General features: G+C 38.5%; 14 protein-coding genes. 10 read left to right on the top strand and 4 right to left on the bottom strand.

Annotated features, from left to right (window positions below):
• Positions 1-221: 221 nt before the first annotated feature.
• The 4 genes from udk to H4J54_RS02400 all read left to right on the top strand — a co-directional run bounded on the left by udk (position 222) and on the right by H4J54_RS02400 (position 3,714).
• A complete protein-coding gene (gene udk, locus H4J54_RS02415) occupies positions 222-866 on the top strand; it encodes a uridine kinase (protein WP_182189235.1) in 645 nt (214 codons plus the stop codon).
• Positions 867-947: 81 nt separating this feature from the next.
• Positions 948-2,192, top strand: a complete 1,245-nt coding sequence (locus H4J54_RS02410) for a NupC/NupG family nucleoside CNT transporter (RefSeq protein ID WP_182136812.1) — start codon at positions 948-950, stop codon at positions 2,190-2,192.
• A 107-nt stretch (positions 2,193-2,299) separates the two neighbouring features.
• Positions 2,300-3,073 (top strand): deoxyribose-phosphate aldolase, encoded by a 774-nt coding sequence (deoC, locus tag H4J54_RS02405; protein ID WP_182189234.1) that lies wholly within the window; start codon positions 2,300-2,302, stop codon positions 3,071-3,073.
• Positions 3,074-3,135: 62 nt separating this feature from the next.
• Positions 3,136-3,714, top strand: coding sequence for a thymidine kinase (locus H4J54_RS02400; protein ID WP_182189233.1), 579 nt, complete (start codon positions 3,136-3,138; stop codon positions 3,712-3,714).
• 145 nt (positions 3,715-3,859) lie between these two features.
• On the opposite strand, the gene deoA is transcribed toward H4J54_RS02400, so the two are convergent.
• The 3 genes from deoA to H4J54_RS02385 all read right to left on the bottom strand — a co-directional run bounded on the left by deoA (position 3,860) and on the right by H4J54_RS02385 (position 8,992).
• Positions 3,860-5,176 carry a thymidine phosphorylase gene (deoA, locus tag H4J54_RS02395; protein WP_182189232.1) on the bottom strand — a complete coding sequence of 439 codons (1,317 nt, stop codon included), beginning with the start codon at positions 5,174-5,176 and terminating at the stop codon, positions 3,860-3,862.
• Between the two features lie 12 nt (positions 5,177-5,188).
• Positions 5,189-5,608, bottom strand: a complete 420-nt coding sequence (locus H4J54_RS02390; RefSeq protein ID WP_182189231.1) for a cytidine deaminase — start codon at positions 5,606-5,608, stop codon at positions 5,189-5,191.
• Positions 5,609-5,815: 207 nt separating this feature from the next.
• Positions 5,816-8,992 (bottom strand): TonB-dependent receptor, encoded by a 3,177-nt coding sequence (locus H4J54_RS02385; RefSeq protein WP_182189230.1) that lies wholly within the window; start codon positions 8,990-8,992, stop codon positions 5,816-5,818.
• Between the two features lie 680 nt (positions 8,993-9,672).
• On the opposite strand from H4J54_RS02385, the gene H4J54_RS02380 reads away from it, so the two are divergent.
• The 6 genes from H4J54_RS02380 to H4J54_RS02355 all read left to right on the top strand — a co-directional run bounded on the left by H4J54_RS02380 (position 9,673) and on the right by H4J54_RS02355 (position 17,060).
• Positions 9,673-10,314 (top strand): TetR/AcrR family transcriptional regulator, encoded by a 642-nt coding sequence (locus tag H4J54_RS02380; protein WP_182189229.1) that lies wholly within the window; start codon positions 9,673-9,675, stop codon positions 10,312-10,314.
• A gap of 38 nt (positions 10,315-10,352) precedes the next feature.
• Positions 10,353-11,537, top strand: coding sequence for an endonuclease/exonuclease/phosphatase family protein (locus H4J54_RS02375; protein WP_182189627.1), 1,185 nt, complete (start codon positions 10,353-10,355; stop codon positions 11,535-11,537).
• A 91-nt stretch (positions 11,538-11,628) separates the two neighbouring features.
• Complete coding sequence (locus tag H4J54_RS02370) at positions 11,629-13,056, top strand: alkaline phosphatase (RefSeq protein ID WP_182189228.1); 1,428 nt, start codon at positions 11,629-11,631, stop codon at positions 13,054-13,056.
• 970 nt (positions 13,057-14,026) lie between these two features.
• Entirely contained in the window at positions 14,027-14,503 is a 477-nt protein-coding gene (locus H4J54_RS02365; RefSeq protein WP_182189227.1) for a pentapeptide repeat-containing protein, read from the top strand.
• A gap of 720 nt (positions 14,504-15,223) precedes the next feature.
• Positions 15,224-15,796 (top strand): tyrosine-type recombinase/integrase, encoded by a 573-nt coding sequence (locus H4J54_RS02360; protein WP_182189626.1) that lies wholly within the window; start codon positions 15,224-15,226, stop codon positions 15,794-15,796.
• 559 nt (positions 15,797-16,355) lie between these two features.
• Entirely contained in the window at positions 16,356-17,060 is a 705-nt protein-coding gene (locus tag H4J54_RS02355; protein WP_182189226.1) for a hypothetical protein, read from the top strand.
• 469 nt (positions 17,061-17,529) lie between these two features.
• Here H4J54_RS02355 and H4J54_RS02350 read toward each other — a convergent pair whose 3' ends face one another.
• On the bottom strand, positions 17,530-17,991 hold the full coding sequence (locus tag H4J54_RS02350) for a flavodoxin family protein (RefSeq protein WP_182189225.1): 462 nt from the start codon (positions 17,989-17,991) through the stop codon (positions 17,530-17,532).
• Positions 17,992-18,007 lie beyond the last annotated feature (16 nt).

Here is an 18,007-nt window from a genome sequence, read left to right as displayed (position 1 = left end):
AATTTCATGACCAAATGGTCAGCATGTGATACTTTACCAAGCAATAAATTATAGACAATAGATATTTCATAAATATTTAAAGCACAGAACAGCCTTTTGCCTAAATTTTAATGAATTTCAGCATAATTAGTTCATAATATGAATGCGTTGACTTATCCACAACAGCATCACAATAAATAATAACTTAACCCTTTTTTAATCACATTTTAAGGCTCTCTGTTTTGCAAACCAATAAACCGACGATTATTGCGGTAACCGGTGCTTCGGCATCTGGTAAATCACTTTTTGCGCAAACTATTTACGATGAACTGTTACCTGAGCTAGGGTCAAGTGGTATTGCTATTATCAAAGAAGATGCTTACTACAAGCATCAATCCCATCTCTCGATGGCAGAACGTATAAAGACAAATTATGATCACCCTAACGCTTTTGAACATAGTTTGTTGTCGCAACATTTAAGCCAGTTAAGTGCCAATGAAAGCGTTGATATACCCACCTATTGTTATAAAACGCATACTCGATTAGATGAAAATCAACATTTAGCACCCACACCCATCATTTTAATTGAAGGTATTCTTTTATTTGCCGATGAAGAACTGAGAGACAAATTTGATATTAAAATATATATTGATACCCCGCTCGATATTTGTCTAGTGCGTAGAATAAAGCGAGATACCCTTGAACGTTCTCGCAGCATAGCGTCAATTACCGAACAATATTTAACCACAGTTCGACCTATGTACCACCAGCATATACAGCCAAATAAACTCTTCGCCGATATTGTAGTGACGCGTGGTGGTAAAAATAGAATGGCAATAGAAATGCTAAAAGCCAAAATTCGTCAACTCATGCAGAGACGTCTTTAAATTTGAACAAGCAATAAAATTAAAAATTGATGTCATTAAAATAAATATAATAACGATAACAAAACAATTTATGAGGTAATTATGGAATTAGGTGCACTTAGGGGCGTCATTGGCATTTTCGCGTTATTGGCAGTGGCGGTCTTTTTCTCTAAAGATCGCAGCGCAATTAATTGGCGAACCGTAGGTTTTGCTTTTGCATTACAGATATTACTCGGTGCATTTGTACTTTATGTGCCCTTTGGTAAAGATATTTTAGGCTCGATAACCAATGGCGTTCAACAGGTTATCAACAGTGCACAAGCCGGCATAAACTTCTTGTTTGGTGGTTTAGGCACCGATGCCATGTTTGATAACGGCGTTGGCTTTGTTTTTGCTATTCGTGTACTGCCGGTGATTATCTTTTTCTCATCGCTTATCGCAGTACTTTACTATCTTAATATTATGCAATGGGTAGTAAAAATTATCGGCGGTGGCTTACAAAAACTATTAAAAACCTCTAAACCTGAGTCATTATCTGCCACGGCTAATATATTTGTTGGCCAAACAGAAGCCCCCTTAGTTATCCGCCCTTATATCGCCAAAATGAGTCAATCAGAGCTTTTTGCCATTATGGTCGGTGGTTTAGCCTCGGTTGCAGGCTCTATATTGGCTGGCTATGCTGGCTTAGGTGTTAAACTTGAATACTTAATTGCTGCATCGTTTATGGCAGCGCCTGGTGGCTTACTGATGGCAAAGCTACTCATGCCTGAAACAGAGGTCATTAACAATGATTACAGTGATGTAGAGTTGGCTGAAGCAGAAGCTAAACCGGTTAATGTTATTGATGCTGCTGCCACAGGTGCCGCTTCAGGTTTAAAACTGGCGGTTAACGTTGGCGCCATGTTGCTTGCCTTTATTGCCATTATTGCATTACTTAATGCCATGGTGTCAGGTTTTGGCAGCTTATTAGGCTTTGAAGGCGTAACCATTGAATGGCTACTGGGCTACATTTTTGCCCCTTTTGCCTACCTTATTGGCGTGCCATTCGACGAGATGTTACAAGCAGGCAGCTTTATCGGCCAAAAAATTGTCGTCAATGAATTCTTTGCCTACGTAAACTTTGTTGAAATTAAAGATACCCTTTCCCCAACAACTCAAGCGATTATTACCTTTGCTTTATGCGGCTTTGCTAACTTATCTTCCATTGCCATTTTATTGGGGGGTATCGGCTCAATGGCACCTAATCGTCGCCCTGACATTGCACGACTAGGTATGAAAGCCATGTTAGCAGCAACTATGGCTAACTTAATGAGCGCCGCTATTGCTGGCGTTTTTGTTAGTTTATAATTAACTAAAAGCTTTTAGGGACTAGCTTTCAGGTTTAAGCTGTCAGCTCTCAGTTATTTGGGGTTAGTTATCAGTTATTAGTGGGCAATTTGGGTTTTGAGGTGAAGATGAGTACTATTGAACAATACGCACAGCGTGCACTTAACATGATGGATTTAACCAGTTTAACTGACGTTGAAAGTGCCGATGATATTATTCAGCTCTGCCAAAAGGCTAAATCACCTTGTGGTAACACTGCCGCTATCTGTATCTTCCCGCGTTTTGTGCCCTTAGCAAAAAAAACCTTAGCGGCACAAGGTACGCCTGAGATAAAAATTGCTACTGTGACTAACTTCCCACACGGTAACGACGATATTGATATTGCTGTCGCTGAAACTAAAGCCGCTGTTGCCTATGGCGCAGATGAAGTCGATGTTGTATTTCCTTACAACGCCCTAATAAAGGGTAATAACAAGGTGGGCTTTGAACTTGTAAAAGCCTGCAAACAAGCTTGTGGCAATAACACCAAACTGAAAGTTATCATTGAAACCGGTGAGCTTAAAACTGACCAGCTTATTACTCAAGCGAGTGAAATTTGTATCGCTGCCGGTGCTGACTTTATTAAAACCTCAACCGGTAAAGTTGCAGTAAATGCCACACCTAGGGCAGCTAAATTGATGCTAAAGGTCATTAAAGCTAAAAATATTCAGGTAGGTTTTAAACCTGCTGGTGGCGTAAAAAACGCTGAAGATGCTGCGGTTTATCTTGATTTAGCGGCTAATATTTTAGGCGCAGACTGGGCGACTAAAGCTCACTTTAGATTTGGCGCCAGCAGCCTATTAATCAACTTACTTAATACCTTAGGGTCGAGTAATAAAACGGCTGAGCCAACAAGCTATTAAGTACATTGCACCCAACAGGTTATATAGCCCCCAACAACCCTAATTAGGATATCAATATAGCGATGGCGCAATTATATTTTTATTATTCAACCATGAATGCCGGTAAATCGACTCACTTATTGCAGTCTTCGTATAATTATCGTGAACGTGGTTTAAACACATTGCTGTTCACCGCACAAATTGACGATAGGTTTGCCAAAGGTAAAGTCTCATCTCGATTAGGTATCCATGCTGACGCATTATTATTTGACGATAAATCAAACATTTTCGAGCAAGTAAAATGCCAAATAAGTAGTAGCAAAATTGCTTGTATATTAATTGATGAAGCCCAGTTTTTAACTACACAGCAAGTTAGGCAATTAACCGATATTGTCGATGAATTAAAAGTGCCTGTTTTAGCTTATGGTATTCGTACCGACTTTCTCGGTGAAACCTTTGTTGGTAGTGCAGCACTGCTCGCCTGGGCCGATAAATTAGTAGAATTAAAAACCATTTGTCATTGCGGAAAAAAAGCAAATTTTGTTATGCGCTGTGATGAACATGGCAATGCGGTTAAAGGTGGCAAGCAAATAGAAGTCGGTGGTAATGAGCGTTATGAGTCTTTATGTCGCCGGCACTTTAAAGCCCTTGTTTGGCATTAACTAAGCAACTACCCTATTTACATTAAACATAACTCGTAAAAAGGAATGCCATGGCATTCCTTTTTTGTTGTGCTTATTTCAATAGCGCTAATTTATTAACACGACTCTATTAATACAAAGTTTATTAACACTAAATTTATTAAAACTAAGCGGAAATGGTTTGATAAATAACCGCTTGTTGCTCAGCTTGCTTGTCATCAATCACTAAAGCCCCTTGATACTGTAGACTAGCTAGTAGTGCAGAGCTTTCATCTCTAGCATGCACTCGAGCCACCACATCACCGCGGTTAACTAAGGTGCCAATGGGTAATACTCTGTCAAAACCAACACTATGATCAATTTGCTGACCATTTGCTGTGCGTCCACCTTTTAAGCCCACCACAGCCAAGCCAATATCACGGGTTTGCATACCATTAATATAACCGTGATCTAGGGCAATAACATCCTTAATACATGCGGCGCGTTGCATTGAACGCCAAGGATCTTCCATAAAGTCACTTGGACCACCCAAGGCATGGATCATTTTACTGAATATTTCAGCTGCAGCGCCAGAGGTCAGTGCATGGTTAATTTTTACTAATGCGGCATCTTCATTATCCACCACTTTTGCGCTAACTAACATAGCTTTAGCTAATGCAACCACCACGGCATGTAAGCGAGGTTCACGCAGCGAGCCAGTTAAATATTTAACCGTTTCGGCCATTTCCAAGGCATTACCCGCGGTTGCACCTAACACTTGGTTCATATCAGTGATAATCGCTTGTGTCGGCACACCGGCGCCATTAGCCACATTAACAATACTTTGCGCTAGCGCTTTAGCATCAGCAATATTTGACATCATAGCGCCGTTACCCACTTTGACGTCCATGACTAAAGTATCAAGCCCTGCTGCTAATTTTTTCGACAATATAGACGCAGTGATTAACGGAATAGACTCCACCGTGGCAGTAATATCGCGTATGCCATATAAACGTTTGTCTGCCGGCGCTAAATTATCCGTTTGAGAGATAATCGCCATGCCCAAATCTTTTACAATCGCTTTAAATTCAGCAGTACTGGGTTGGACATTAAAGCCGGCGATACTTTCTAGTTTATCCGCTGTTCCGCCGGTGTGGCCCAAGCCACGCCCTGCAATCATGGGAACATAAGCACCACAAGCAGCCACAATAGCCGCTAACATAAAGCTGACCTTATCACCAACACCACCGGTTGAATGTTTATCAACGACTGGGCCGTCTAATTCTGGCCATGACAACACATCACCTGAATTTTTCATCGCCATGGTAAAGTCGATAATTTCACGGGTTTGCATGCCTTTTTGAAAAATCGCCATGGCCATTGAACCCGCTTGTGCATCATTAAAATCTAAGGTAACTAAACCATCAACAAAGCTTTGAATTTGTGCTTGGGAGAGTGAACCACCATCACGTTTGGTGCGAATTATTTCTTGCGGTAATAACATGAACTAAAATCCTTATTTTTCAAGTAAATCTTTCGGCGTAAAAGCATCAGGTAATAATTCATTAACTGTCCATTGCTTTTTATCATTGTTGTGATTAACCGCCATAACAAGTGCATCGGGTGCTAAAAATTCAACAATAACCTGTCGACAAGCACCACAAGGTGGCGTTAATTTTTCTTGATTAGTATAAATGACGATGGCTAAAAATGCTTGTTCACCTGAAATAACCCCTTGTGCTAAACAATTACGTTCAGCACAAACGGTTAGGCCGTAAGAAGCATTCTCTACATTGCAGCCTTTCACTATTTTACCGCTAGCTGTTAACGCTGCCGCACCAACATAAAAGTTACTATAGGGTGCATAGGCGCTTTCAAAGCCCTCTTTCGCTGCATTAATCAGTCTTGATATTACATTATTTTCAATATTTGACATTATAAAAGCCTTTATCTGACCAAGTGGTCAACTTGTGTTCTATCGTAGTAAATCAGTAGGAGAAATGCAACTGAAAACAGCGTTAAATAAAATCTATTACCACGTATTGTAATCAACTTACTTTCTAGCAGGTTACTTAACGGTAGATTAAAAGATAAAAAAAAAGCCAACATTCCTGCTGGCTTTTTTAGCACGTTTTATAAATAATTAGAAAGTATATTTAACACCAATCTTCATAGACCATGTAGACTCACGATCTTTAAATCTAGCAGGCGTCTCTCCTGCAGAAATATTTGCACTTTCGTACACGTATTGACCGTCATCATTAATGCTGTAATCGAGTAATTCTGTTGCAGATTGACCATAGGGTAATTGGTAAACACGTGCAGCACCTTCATCAAAAATAGCTAATGCGTTTTTAATATCAACATAGAACAAACCTTTATGCCCAGCTAAGAAACCTGGGATTTCTTGTTCAAAGCGTAAATCCATCGTCGTTGTCCAAGGCGCTGTATAAGCATTCTTGTCAAGATAACCACCATCAGCGCTAATACCCGCTGTTGCTAACTCAGCCATAATGTCGTCGTAGCTTAAGCCATTATCAAAATCGACCGCACCGTCGCTCGCACCCGTTGGAATATAGGGTAAGTTAGCAGTAGTAAGATCTAAGTTGCCTGATAAACCGTCACGGTTGTTATAACCTAACAAGTAACTAAATGGACGACCTGACTTACGCTCCCAAAACATGTGCATACCTGTGTTATAACCTTCAAACACTTCAGCGTTATATGAAAGGTTGAACGTTAAACGATGTTTAACTTGATATGCTGATGTACCTATACCAGGATGCTCAGGGTCAACTACCGGGTTATAGTTATATGCAGTGTTTGACGAAGTGCCTGTGGCATCTACACGGTTGCGAATGGTTGAATGGGTATATGAAAAGTTAGCTTTAATACCGCTCTGCCAGTTCTTTGCAATACTCAGTGTTTCAATTATCGTATGACCACCAGACGTATTGGTTAATAATACATCACGGGCATCTCTGTCAGCGATGGCAAAAGTGTAAATCGGACGACCTTCAACCGTTAAACCATTATTACCTTTTGAGGTATCTAATGTGCGCGAAAGATCAGACCAAGCCATATCTTTTTGAATGTCTTTGTAAAGCACTTCACCACTAATACGCCAATCGTCACCTAAACCTATGTCACTCAGATTAGCAACATAATCTGCGGCTATACTATATTGCCACGTAGTAGGTATTTCAAAATTTGGATCAATGGCATCAATGTTAGAGTTTGGTCCACCTAACTCAGATTGTGCAATTTGATCTTGTGCGTGCTGCGGAATACCGCTTGGGTCTGCATCTTGTAAGAAGGTGTTTGCTGCAATGTCATCGCCAAAACTACGGTATAACGCAATTCTAGAACCGTCATTACTGAACGCATTTGAGATGAATACATTTGGACGGCCACCACTAAACAGACCCGCGCCACCACGGATAGTTAAGTCATCAGTTGCGCTCCAAGTAAAGCCAAAACGTGGTAAAATAATATCTAGACCGTCAAGATTTTCATTATTTGCATAAGCATAGCGATCGAAGAAGCTTTCATTAAAGTTTGGTGCCTCATCATTGACCGTTGATTCATAACGTAAACCATAAGTTACGTTCAGTGAATCATTGACATCCCAACTATCTTCAATATAAAAAGCGTGATTTTCAAGCGCAAATTCAGCGGCGGCATCATCACGATTTAAACTTGGATTATTTTGGTATTCAAACCAGTCAGCTTTACCCGCTTCAAAATCATCAATACTATTAAAATACCAAGAACCTAGAAAGTGTTGCATAAAGAGGTTATAAACATCTACTTTTTCGTATTCCCAACCAAATGAAATCGCATGATCTTCATACAAATAATCACCACTGATACGCACTTGTAAGGTCTCATTGGTTAACTGGTTTGCGTGGCGACTGTCATCAGCGCCCAACATAATTTCGCCGCCATTAACGGTGTCAATTTTAACTTCACCAAATTCATAGCCACCTAATGATACTTGACCGTTAATAGATTCTTTTTTCGAGACCTTAACTTCTGTTGAAAAGTCTTGATTCCAGTTTGAAAATACTTGAGCAACATAAGTGTCAAACTCGTTAGAGCGATTATACCAATGAGAAGATAGATACAATTCATCAGATCTACCACTACCCTGATTACCCGCGCTATTACTAGAGCCATGAGCATAGGTAAAAGTCGCGCGATGATCTTCATTAATATTCCAATCTAACTTCAATGAATATTTTTCATCTTCTAGTGGAATAGAGTTATCCCAACTACCGGCATCATAACCATATTTATCTTGAGCAATATTGACCACACGATCAACTTCTGCTTGCGACACTTGGTTAACTTTGTTGGCTACATTTGAATCTGACGGGCCTTTATCTACCGAACTGGGTGATTCAAAAGTTTCGTATGACGCGAAGAAGAAGAGTTTGTCTTTAATAATTGGACCACCGAAAGTTGCCCCCCAAGTCTCTTCATCAAATTTTAAAGCAATTTTATCGCCATCATCTGTTTCAGGTGTCCCTGCCCAAGCATCTTTAGCTTGCTCAATAAACATAGAACCATGAAATTCGTTAGTACCCGATTTAGTCACTACACTAACTTTACCACCAGAAAAACCACCTTCTTTGGCGGTAAATGGCGCGATAGCAACACTGATTTGAGCAATTGAATCAAAAGCAATCGGAGAACGTTCTGTTGGGTAACCGTTACCTGCTAAACCAAAGTCATCGTTAAGGTTCACACCGTCAACCGCTAAACTGTTATATTTAGGGTTACTACCTGCTAAAGATAAGGTATTACCATCATTACCAACAACGGCCATTGGATTTTGTCGAACAATGTCTTTTAAATCACGGTTAAATGCGGCTGATTTAGTTAAAGCATCACCACTAAAGACACTTGATGAGCCTTTTGACGGGTCAAAAAATGTTGAAGAACCGGTTACTGCAATACGCTCAATATTAGTATCTTCTAATACTTCACTGATTCGAAATACATCACCTAAAGTAATGTAAATACCTTTAAGTGTTTTGTCGGCATAAATATCAGAGTCGATAGTGACGGTATATGGACCACCAACACGCAAACCTTGTGCAGAAAAATTACCTGTGTCGTTAACTTTTAAAGTTTTACGAGTACCTGAAGGTTCGTGAACAATAGTAATAGTTGCATCAGTAACAATACTGCCATTGTTGGTTAGAATGTTACCGCGCATTGACGATGACGTATCATCAGCCATGGCCGATGTTGACAATCCAAGCGCAAGTACAATTGCGCCAGTAATCCTTGAGAGACGATGATTTTTCATCATATTATTCCTTGGTGTAAGTTAAAATTTTATTTGTTAAGTGTTTATGTAAGTTTTACTGAGCTCATTTCAAGCTATTTATTATTTTTTTAATGCTAACTCGGTGAAATTAAAACAGAGTTTTCTTACATTTTCATTACAAAACTTTACAGGGTACTTGCTGTGAATTTAAATTTTTTAACTTCACAGCACAGCAAAACAAAGCGAATGCGCTTAAAGCTATAAATAACAACAGCCTAGCCTTGTTATTAAAACAGGCATAAAAACAGCTTATAACTATAGTTACATTAAAATAGATTAACTATAACAAAACATGATAAAAACAAACCATTTGGTCAAGATAAAATAAAGTATGATTTTAGCTCAGTTAATAAAGGCCTGTATTAACTAATATAAATTAACCATAGGTAAACTATTTTTAAAAAATTCAAAAAATGCTGATGAAATAAGACAAAACTGTTTAAACAGTCTCGTAACACTATATTTAACTTAAACTGACCAGTTTTTAACTCCTCAGCATGAGTTTATTGATATATGTACCAGATTCAATCCATAAAATGGCTAACAGTGTTAATAGTTAACATAGTAATTTTTTATCGGCTGAGCATAAGCTAACAATTGTAATATTAACCTAGTAAAATAGTGTTAATGAATATAAAAATATAAAGAAAAAGGTTATTCGCGTGAGCAACAATACCAGCCATACCAGCAATGAAAAGCAAGGAAGTATTCGGGCCCGAAGTGAAGCTGTCATTTTAGCGGCGGCACAAAAAGAGTTTATTCTCCAAGGCTTTAAAGGTGCTACCGTTCAATCTATTGCCGATAGCGCAAATCTGCCTAAAGCAAACGTATTATATTATTTCAAAAATAAAGAAAATATTTATCATGCGGTATTACAGTTAACCTTAGATACCTGGGATCAAGGTATTGGTGAACTTGATATTAACGACGGTCCTGTTGTGGCGATTGAAAAATTTATTGCTTCAAAAGTAAAAATGTCTTTTGAACACCCTCAGGCATCAAAAATTTATGCCATGGAAATCATACAAGGGGCATTACATTTAAAAGAGTTTTCTCGCACTTATTTACGCCAATGGGTAAGAGAAAAAGCTAAAGTATTTCAAGTGTGGATCGATAGCGGTGAAATGAAAAATGTTGACCCGGTAAAACTTATTTTCTTAATTTGGTCTTCAACTCAACATTATGCTGATTTTGAACAACAAATATTAACCATTATGAATCGTGCCGATTACGAAGAAGACGATATAACCCAAGTAACCGAGTTTTTAACTGATTTTATCTTACGGGGTTGCGGCCTAAAATAGGAATTTATATGCGAGTATTAAGCTATCTAGTAACAACTATGTTGTTAGTCTATTCAGGTATTGCTATGTCACAAACGTTAAATAATTCAAGTTCAAGCTTACGCATTGCTACTTTCAATGTCAGCATGGAAGCATTAAATTACTTACCTTCAGCATTAGGCAAAGAACAAAAGCCCACAGGACATGAGTTAGCCGCAGCGTTAGTAGAAAATCATCAACAAATTAAAAATATTGCTGAAATTATTCAACGCGTAAATCCTGATATTATTTTATTGAATGAATTTGACGGTAATGACCCTAAACATCAATCACTGAAACGCTTTTTAAGCGATTATTTAGCAAAAAGTCAGCAAGATAACACTGCGGTTAACTACCCCTATTTTTATCAAGGCCCCTCTAATACGGGTGTTGTTTCTGGTGATGACTTAAATAATGACAACAAAGTAGGTGAATTACCCAGTGATGCCTATGGTTATGGGCTTTTTTCAGGGCATTTTGCCATGGCATTGTTATCGAAACATCCTATTGTTGAAGACCAAATCAGAACATTTCAACTGTTTAAATGGCGCGATATGCCAAACGCCTTAATACCCATAAATCCTGACTCAAAAATACCTTGGTATAATGAACAAGCGTGGAGTAATTTTAGACTATCATCTAAATCTCACTGGGATATACCATTGAACGTCAATGGTAATGAAGTGCACATTTTGGCAAGCCATCCTACCCCATCGGTATTTGATGGACCAGAAGACAGAAACGGTAAACGAAACTTTGATGAAATACGTTTTTGGACTGATTACCTAACCCCGAGTGCTGCCAGTTATATTTATGACGACAATAAGCACTTTGGTGGTTTAGCTCAAGATAAAGCTTTTGTTATATTAGGTGATTTAAATGCCGATCCTATAGATGGTAATGCAATAAAATCGGGCATTAAGCGCTTAATCAATCATCCGCGTATTATTGATGCCAAGCCAAGTAGTGAAGGTGGAAAGTTACAGCGAAATAATAATGCAAATGCAAAATATCACACGGCATTTTGGGGCATGCGAGCCGATTATGTTTTGCCTGCAAAAGCACAATTTAACGTACTTGGCTCAGGTATCTTCTGGCCAAAAGAAAATGAAGCTGAGTTTCGTTTAATTAAAGACCGTGCTGCCTCGTCAGATCACCGACTTGTTTGGGTGGACCTAGAGTTTAAAAATCCAATTAATAAATAACTGTTCTACATCGACAGAGTTAAATTCGACTGAGTTAAATTCAACTCGGTTAAACAGTTATATTTACCAATAATATTTAGCGGAAATCAATATGAAAAAATTCATTCCAACCTTATTAACCAGCTTGATGATATTGTCTTGTGGTCAGCTACAAGCATCTGATGATGCTAAAACAAACACTATTGCAGATAGCCCGAAAAATATCATTATGATTATTGGTGATGGTATGGGCCCAGCATATACCAGTGCCTATCGCTATTTTCATGACGACCCTAATACACCTGAAATAGAACAAACAGTTTTTGACCGTCACTTTGTGGGTAATAGCAGTACCTACCCAGCCGCTGAGTCAGGTTACATTACCGACTCAGCGGCTAGCGCTACTGCATTATCAACCGGTATTAAAAGCTATAATGGCGCTATCGGCGTCAATGTTAACAAACAGCCAGTTGAAACCGTTTTGGAATATGCCAAACAAAGTGGCAAAAAAACCGGTGTTGTGCTTACCTTGCAAATTAATCACGCCACCCCTGCTGCTTATTTAGCTCATAATGTTCATCGCTATAATTACAATGCTATTGCCGACAGTTACATTGATGATGGTATCAAAGCCGACTTATATTTTGGTGGTGGCTGGAAATACTTTATCCGTGAAGATAGAAATATTGTCGATGAATTTATACAATCAGGTTTCCACTACATTGATAAATATAGTGAAATAAGCTCTATTCCAGCAAATAAACCCGTACTAGGTTTGTTTGATAAAACCGGTTTACCTTGGGCCTTGGATGATACTAACAAGTACCGTTTATCAATGATGACACAAGCGGCAACAAAGCAATTAGAAAATGATAACGGCTTCTTCATGTTAATTGAAGGTAGCCGAATTGACTATGGCGGACACGCTCGAGATATTGCCGCCGCTATGCATGAAATGGACGATTTAGCCAAAACCTTAGAGTACCTTGAAACTTATGTTAAAGAACATCCAGATACATTAGTGGTGATCACAGCCGATCATAGTACTGGTGGGTTAAGTATTGGTAAAAAAACTGAACGTTCTAACGCTAATATCAACAGTAAATATTTATGGAAGCCAGAATTTTTACGCAGTATGACCATGTCACCAGAAACAATAGCAAAACGGTTTATGGATAAGGAGTTATCTCTCACACAACTGGGTGAGTTGCTGTCATTTAACATAACAGCCACAGATATGGAAAATTTACAACAAGCTAAACTTGCTGATCACCTGATTGTTAAGCAATTTAAATTATTAGCTGCTGATGTGAAGAAAAGTAAAAGAAAGCCTAAACCATACCAGTCTGTACTTAATGTTATCACCAAAATTATTGATGTAAAAACCAACACAGGTTGGGGATCCATTAGTCCTTCAGGTACCCATACCGGTATCGATGTGCCTGTATTTGCCTTTGGCAAAGGCAGTGAAATTTTTTCAGGTTTTCAAGATAACACTGACATTGCCAAGAAAATTTTCACCCTATTAGGTAAAAAATAAAACAAAGCTATACCTACAAAAATAGTAGAACAAAACAAAAGGCCGAGTAGTTTATAAATAATTTATAACTTGCTCGGCCTTTTTTGTTTACTCTGTCCCGTCCTGAAATGTCTTTTACCTGCAAGCATACATTAGAACCTGTTGTGTCGAGATGTCATGAAAAATGTGAATCGCGTCACGATGTGAAAAAATTAACATCAAATGTGACTACGTATAATGTGTGAGACTACCAAGCACTAAACGAGATTGGCTTCTAATGATCACTTCTGCCACAAAGAAGACCTAATTTCGCATTGAATTCACCACAACCAATAGTCCGCTTGGCCACCAGGCTGTGTGAAAACTCTCAGAGTAAATTTTTTATGCGACGCTACGTGAATTAACAGGTGGTTTTACCTCAAACGTACTACAGAATTTAATCTACGGAGCCTTTTTACGTTGATATTATCCAATTACGCAAGTTCGAAATAGTTTTCACACAGGCTGCCACCAAACCCGTCATTCATCATTTATCAGTTAACGCTAACATAGGCAATATTACGTAAATTAGGCATTTGCTATACCTTCAAGGGAATAGAGATCAATATTTTTAAATCACCAAATCCCAATTATCTTGTCGTTGTTATAGTAACTCGGGTTTTTCGGAATGTGGGATGAATTTTTTATCGTACTTGGTATTATCAGGTACTAACTCGGCTACTAATCTAATTTCAGCTAATGTTTAGTTAGTTAATGAATTAATACTACTAAAAAATTTAATTTCAAAGTTCATTTCCTGCTAATTTGCTTCCCCATCTCTCACTGCTACACTCAAAGTTCAATTAATAAAATTATGATTTTAAAGATGAAGTTATTTTTCTATAGAGCGGTAATGTTTCTGGCTTTACTTATTATGTACGCCTTATTAAGGATGATAGCATTGATTAATTGACAAATAAAAACAATATAAATCAACGAGAAAGGGTAAAAAATGAAAAACAAACTAATCACAACTGCAATAATAGCTGTCTTTGCATCTTATGGTGTCTCTGCTGGAAACGGGAAAGGTCTCAGTGAACGCGTAGCCACCCTCGAAAGTAATGTTGCGATACTTATGGCTCGAACTGCACAACTTGAAGGACTTCAACACTGCCACTCTATGCCACAAGCAAATGTCAACTGGCACGGATGCGACAAAAGTAATATGGAAGGTGGATACGGCGGTGCCCCATTATCGGAAGCTAACTTAATCAATTCTGATTTAAGAAATGTAAATTTTAGTGGCGTTAGCATTATTGCAACTGACTTTAACGGTGCCAATCTCGATGGTGCCAATTTCACTAATTCAAGCTTGGCATACTCCAATTTAGTTGGTGCTAACGTGCCAAATGTTATTTGGAGTAATACCACTTGCCCCGACGAAACTAATAGTGATGAAAATAACGGCACTTGCGAAGGTCACTTTTAATAGTGTTTCGAAGGATTTTAATTAACTCTAAATAGGCTCCCGGGCCTATTTAGAGTTTTTCTTGTTTGACAGATAAAGGCTATCAATGGCTTTCCTCCTAACAATAACATTTCATAGTGAATGGACGGAAAGGACTCAAGTTGCTTGCTTCCAGAAATACATAGCCAACTTTCTTGCACCGTTATCTTATTGAGGACCCTTGACAAATTGTTGTATTATCGACCTCGGCTACTTCGAAATAAGTGGCAATAGCCCTGTTCATCTGGTCCAAGGTCAATTCAGGCTGAATAACGTTACTTTTTTTTCCGCGACCAATAGTGTCAATAGTTATTCAAAACGCCATTCATTAAATCCCATATCACCCATTAGACTGGTCATATTGCCTTGCTAAGGTACCTCTCCAGTGGTTCGCTTGAACTCTGGACTATAACGTTTGTAAACACTTTTCTGATTCATTACACCTCTTAACCTAAAAACAGGTCAATTTAAGATGTCCATCAAACTGGCGTAAGACCACTAAACAGTCCATTCTGATGTTGTTATTTCATTCAGAGAATGATCGTATTTATGGAAAAAGTTAGCGTTTCAATATGACTTGCCACCGGCAGTTTTGAGCTTGAAGCTCACAATAGACCATACTTAGTTCTCCATTAATAACGGAGAACTATCATGTTTTCTTTAACCGTTTATAAACCAACTTAGCCATGGAATAAAAACAAAATTGTTGGGCAAAAATCACCACTTAAGCTACAACAAATTTGGGCAATCCGAATCAGATTAGAATTAGTGAATAACATAAGAGACCTTGCGCTTTTTAACCTTGCTATCGATAGTAAATTGAGAGGATGCGATTTAGTTACTCTAAAGATTCGAGATATTGCTCACGGAAAAATTATTCAGTCGAGAGCCATTATTGTTCAACAAAAGACGGGATTACCCGTTCAATTTGAACTTACCGAAAATACACGTAATTCAGTTCAAACTTTAATTACAAATTTTCAACTAAACTCAAATGATTATTTATTCAAGTCTCGTATTCATTCATCAGAACACCTATCAACACGTCAGTATGGAAGAATTGTTGATGCTTGGGTTTCCATGATTGGTTTAGATCAAACCCAATATGGAACTCATACGATGAGAAGAACGAAGCCATCATTGATATACAAAAAAACTAAAAATCTACGAGCGTGCCAATTGTTGCTAGGTCATCGAAAGCTTGAAAGCACTGTTAGGTATTTAGGGATTGAAGTTGATGATGCTCTTGAGATTTCAGAGAGTATCGACTCTTAGGTATTGTGCCAGATCCATAACTGGTATCTGGCAACAACGCCACCAAAGCGGTCATAGGATATTAGTTGAGCCTTATGACGACTATTAGCCAAAAGCCGACAGTAGCTTTTGAGTTACTACCGGCAATTCAGAGCCTTTAGCCGTAGTAAAGCGCCTAAATATGTTTGATAAGCGCTCGTAAAAAGGCGAGATAATTATTAAGGTTTGTAAATTACCTACTGAAGTTGGGCATAAATGTAAGTTAATTAGGCATTCAAAAAAAGTGGTATATTTTTGAATAATTGGATTTTGTTGACTATTGTTATGGTGGTAAATGAATTACCTTTATTTTCTACTCCAATCGCCCGCTATCATGGAAATGGATGGAACTAAAAAATTACCGAATGACTACAAGAATTTGCATATGCCCACACCTGCCACCAAAGAAGCTAACTTAGGTGATGTTGTCTATGCTATACCCATTCGGGGTAAAACTTTGTGCTGTCTACGCTAAACGTTGTATGCCCCTAGACCAACTGGTTATATATTCAAAAAACAATTGACTAAAAAGGAGAGATTTATGTCAATTTATATACGAGAAATACAAGATTGCAAGGCATTTGAGATGGTGTGCGAGCAGTCTGTTAATTTGAATGATCAGATATTAGAACTTCGATTTAATCTTATACTTGCAGCAGATGGTGTTTTAAAAAATGCTCTTATGGAGTTAGGAAATGGTGATAATCACATATTTACACGTAATATCCAAAACGGTAATGACGGATATATAAACGCAGTCACCAAATTTGGCCCTAAAGTTAAAGGAGCTTCTATATTAGTTACATCTGCACAACCCGCATCTAAAAGTTCAGTAATTGTTACTGGCTCAATTGATGATGTGCCATTATTACCGATGGCTTTTGTGAATAAGCTGCCAGGAAAACCTTGTTTAGCATGTGGTGAAGAAGTAATGCATAGTCCATTGTTAACGTTTAATAATAAAGAACCATCACCTGTAATAATTGATACAAAGATGCTACCTGCGATTGAAAAACTTGAAGCATTAGTCAAATCTGAGATATTTATGTTTGCATACAGATCTGATTCAAGAATCTTACGTCCTGAGTTTGGAGGTGGTTTAGGATTCTGGTGGCCAGGAAAAGAATCGTGGTGCTTAGCTGCTTGTTTTACTGGCTCTTTGGCTTGTATAGCAGGAACGTCAGGTCTTGGTTTAGTTGCTTGCTTAGTAGCACAGGCAACATGTGAAGCGGCTTGTTTGAGTTAGGTGACCTATTACTGATGCTTAAATTTGTTTATCGTGAGAGATGGGGGGCAGGTTGGTATTTGGTATAATTAATGCAAAGAGACCTAATCCCAAATTTTCTTCCGTATCAAATTAAACTATTGCTGTCAGCTTAACGATCTGCTGTCCTTTTGAGTGCAGAGGCACTGCTGCCTCCTTTGCTCACTTTTAATTCCTCCCAATGTAACTTCGTGACTGGCAGCAATGGTGGCAGCCTGTGTGAAAACTATTTCGAACTTGCGTAATTGGATAATATCAACGTAAAAAGGCTCCGTAGATTAAATTCTGTAGTACGTTTGAGGTAAAAGCCTGTTAATTCACGTAGCGTCGCATAAAAAATTTACTCTGAGAGTTTTCACACAGCCTGGTGGCTCAGGAGTCAGTCATGGTGATATTCAATCGGGTTGGATGATGCTATGACAGCTATGACTCCTGCAATGTAAAAGGCGAATTAATAAATTCCAACATCAAGTCCGGCAGCCATTGTCATACCTAGTTCTTCACATTGGTCAAGAAACGTTGATTGCCAGCCACCACGGCACACTAATGGTGGTCGAATCCAATTCCAACGCAAACCTGTACAGATCGATTCGACTGCCCGACAAGTACCAGTTCCATCATTCCCAGCACGAACATATAACGCACAAGGTAATCCCTGCTTTACTTCCAGACAAGGGTAATAGCAGCGATCAAAAAAATCTTTCAAAGCTCCACTCATATAACCGAGATTTTCAGTCGTCCCCAAAATTATCGCATCACATGCTAATACATCCTCAGGTGTTGTTTCTAAAGGCGGTATCCAGCTTGTTTTAACCTGTTCAATATCAGAATGCTGTGCACCTTTCAAGATCGCTTCAACCATTAATTGCGTATTTTCTGAAGGAGCATGCGCTACAATTAAAAGTGTTTTCATTGGTCAACTCACTTTG

Source organism: Colwellia sp. MB3u-8 (assembly GCF_014076985.1).
In the GTDB taxonomy this organism is placed as follows: domain Bacteria; phylum Pseudomonadota; class Gammaproteobacteria; order Enterobacterales; family Alteromonadaceae; genus Cognaticolwellia.
This window is presented reverse-complemented; position numbering and strand designations above follow the sequence as displayed.

Excerpts from the sequence above, each read along its gene's own strand:
- H4J54_RS02375 (WP_182189627.1), top strand. The coding sequence starts at position 10,353 with ATGTTGTTAGTCTATTCAGGTATTGCTATGTCACAAACGTTAAATAAT.
- deoC (WP_182189234.1), top strand. The coding sequence starts at position 2,300 with ATGAGTACTATTGAACAATACGCACAGCGTGCACTTAACATGATGGAT.
- H4J54_RS02365 (WP_182189227.1), top strand. The coding sequence starts at position 14,027 with ATGAAAAACAAACTAATCACAACTGCAATAATAGCTGTCTTTGCATCT.
- H4J54_RS02390 (WP_182189231.1), bottom strand. The coding sequence starts at position 5,608 with ATGTCAAATATTGAAAATAATGTAATATCAAGACTGATTAATGCAGCG.
- deoA (WP_182189232.1), bottom strand. The coding sequence starts at position 5,176 with ATGTTATTACCGCAAGAAATAATTCGCACCAAACGTGATGGTGGTTCA.
- H4J54_RS02400 (WP_182189233.1), top strand. The coding sequence starts at position 3,136 with ATGGCGCAATTATATTTTTATTATTCAACCATGAATGCCGGTAAATCG.
- H4J54_RS02410 (WP_182136812.1), top strand. The coding sequence starts at position 948 with ATGGAATTAGGTGCACTTAGGGGCGTCATTGGCATTTTCGCGTTATTG.
- H4J54_RS02355 (WP_182189226.1), top strand. The coding sequence starts at position 16,356 with ATGTCAATTTATATACGAGAAATACAAGATTGCAAGGCATTTGAGATG.
- H4J54_RS02370 (WP_182189228.1), top strand. The coding sequence starts at position 11,629 with ATGAAAAAATTCATTCCAACCTTATTAACCAGCTTGATGATATTGTCT.
- H4J54_RS02385 (WP_182189230.1), bottom strand. The coding sequence starts at position 8,992 with ATGATGAAAAATCATCGTCTCTCAAGGATTACTGGCGCAATTGTACTT.
- H4J54_RS02350 (WP_182189225.1), bottom strand. The coding sequence starts at position 17,991 with ATGAAAACACTTTTAATTGTAGCGCATGCTCCTTCAGAAAATACGCAA.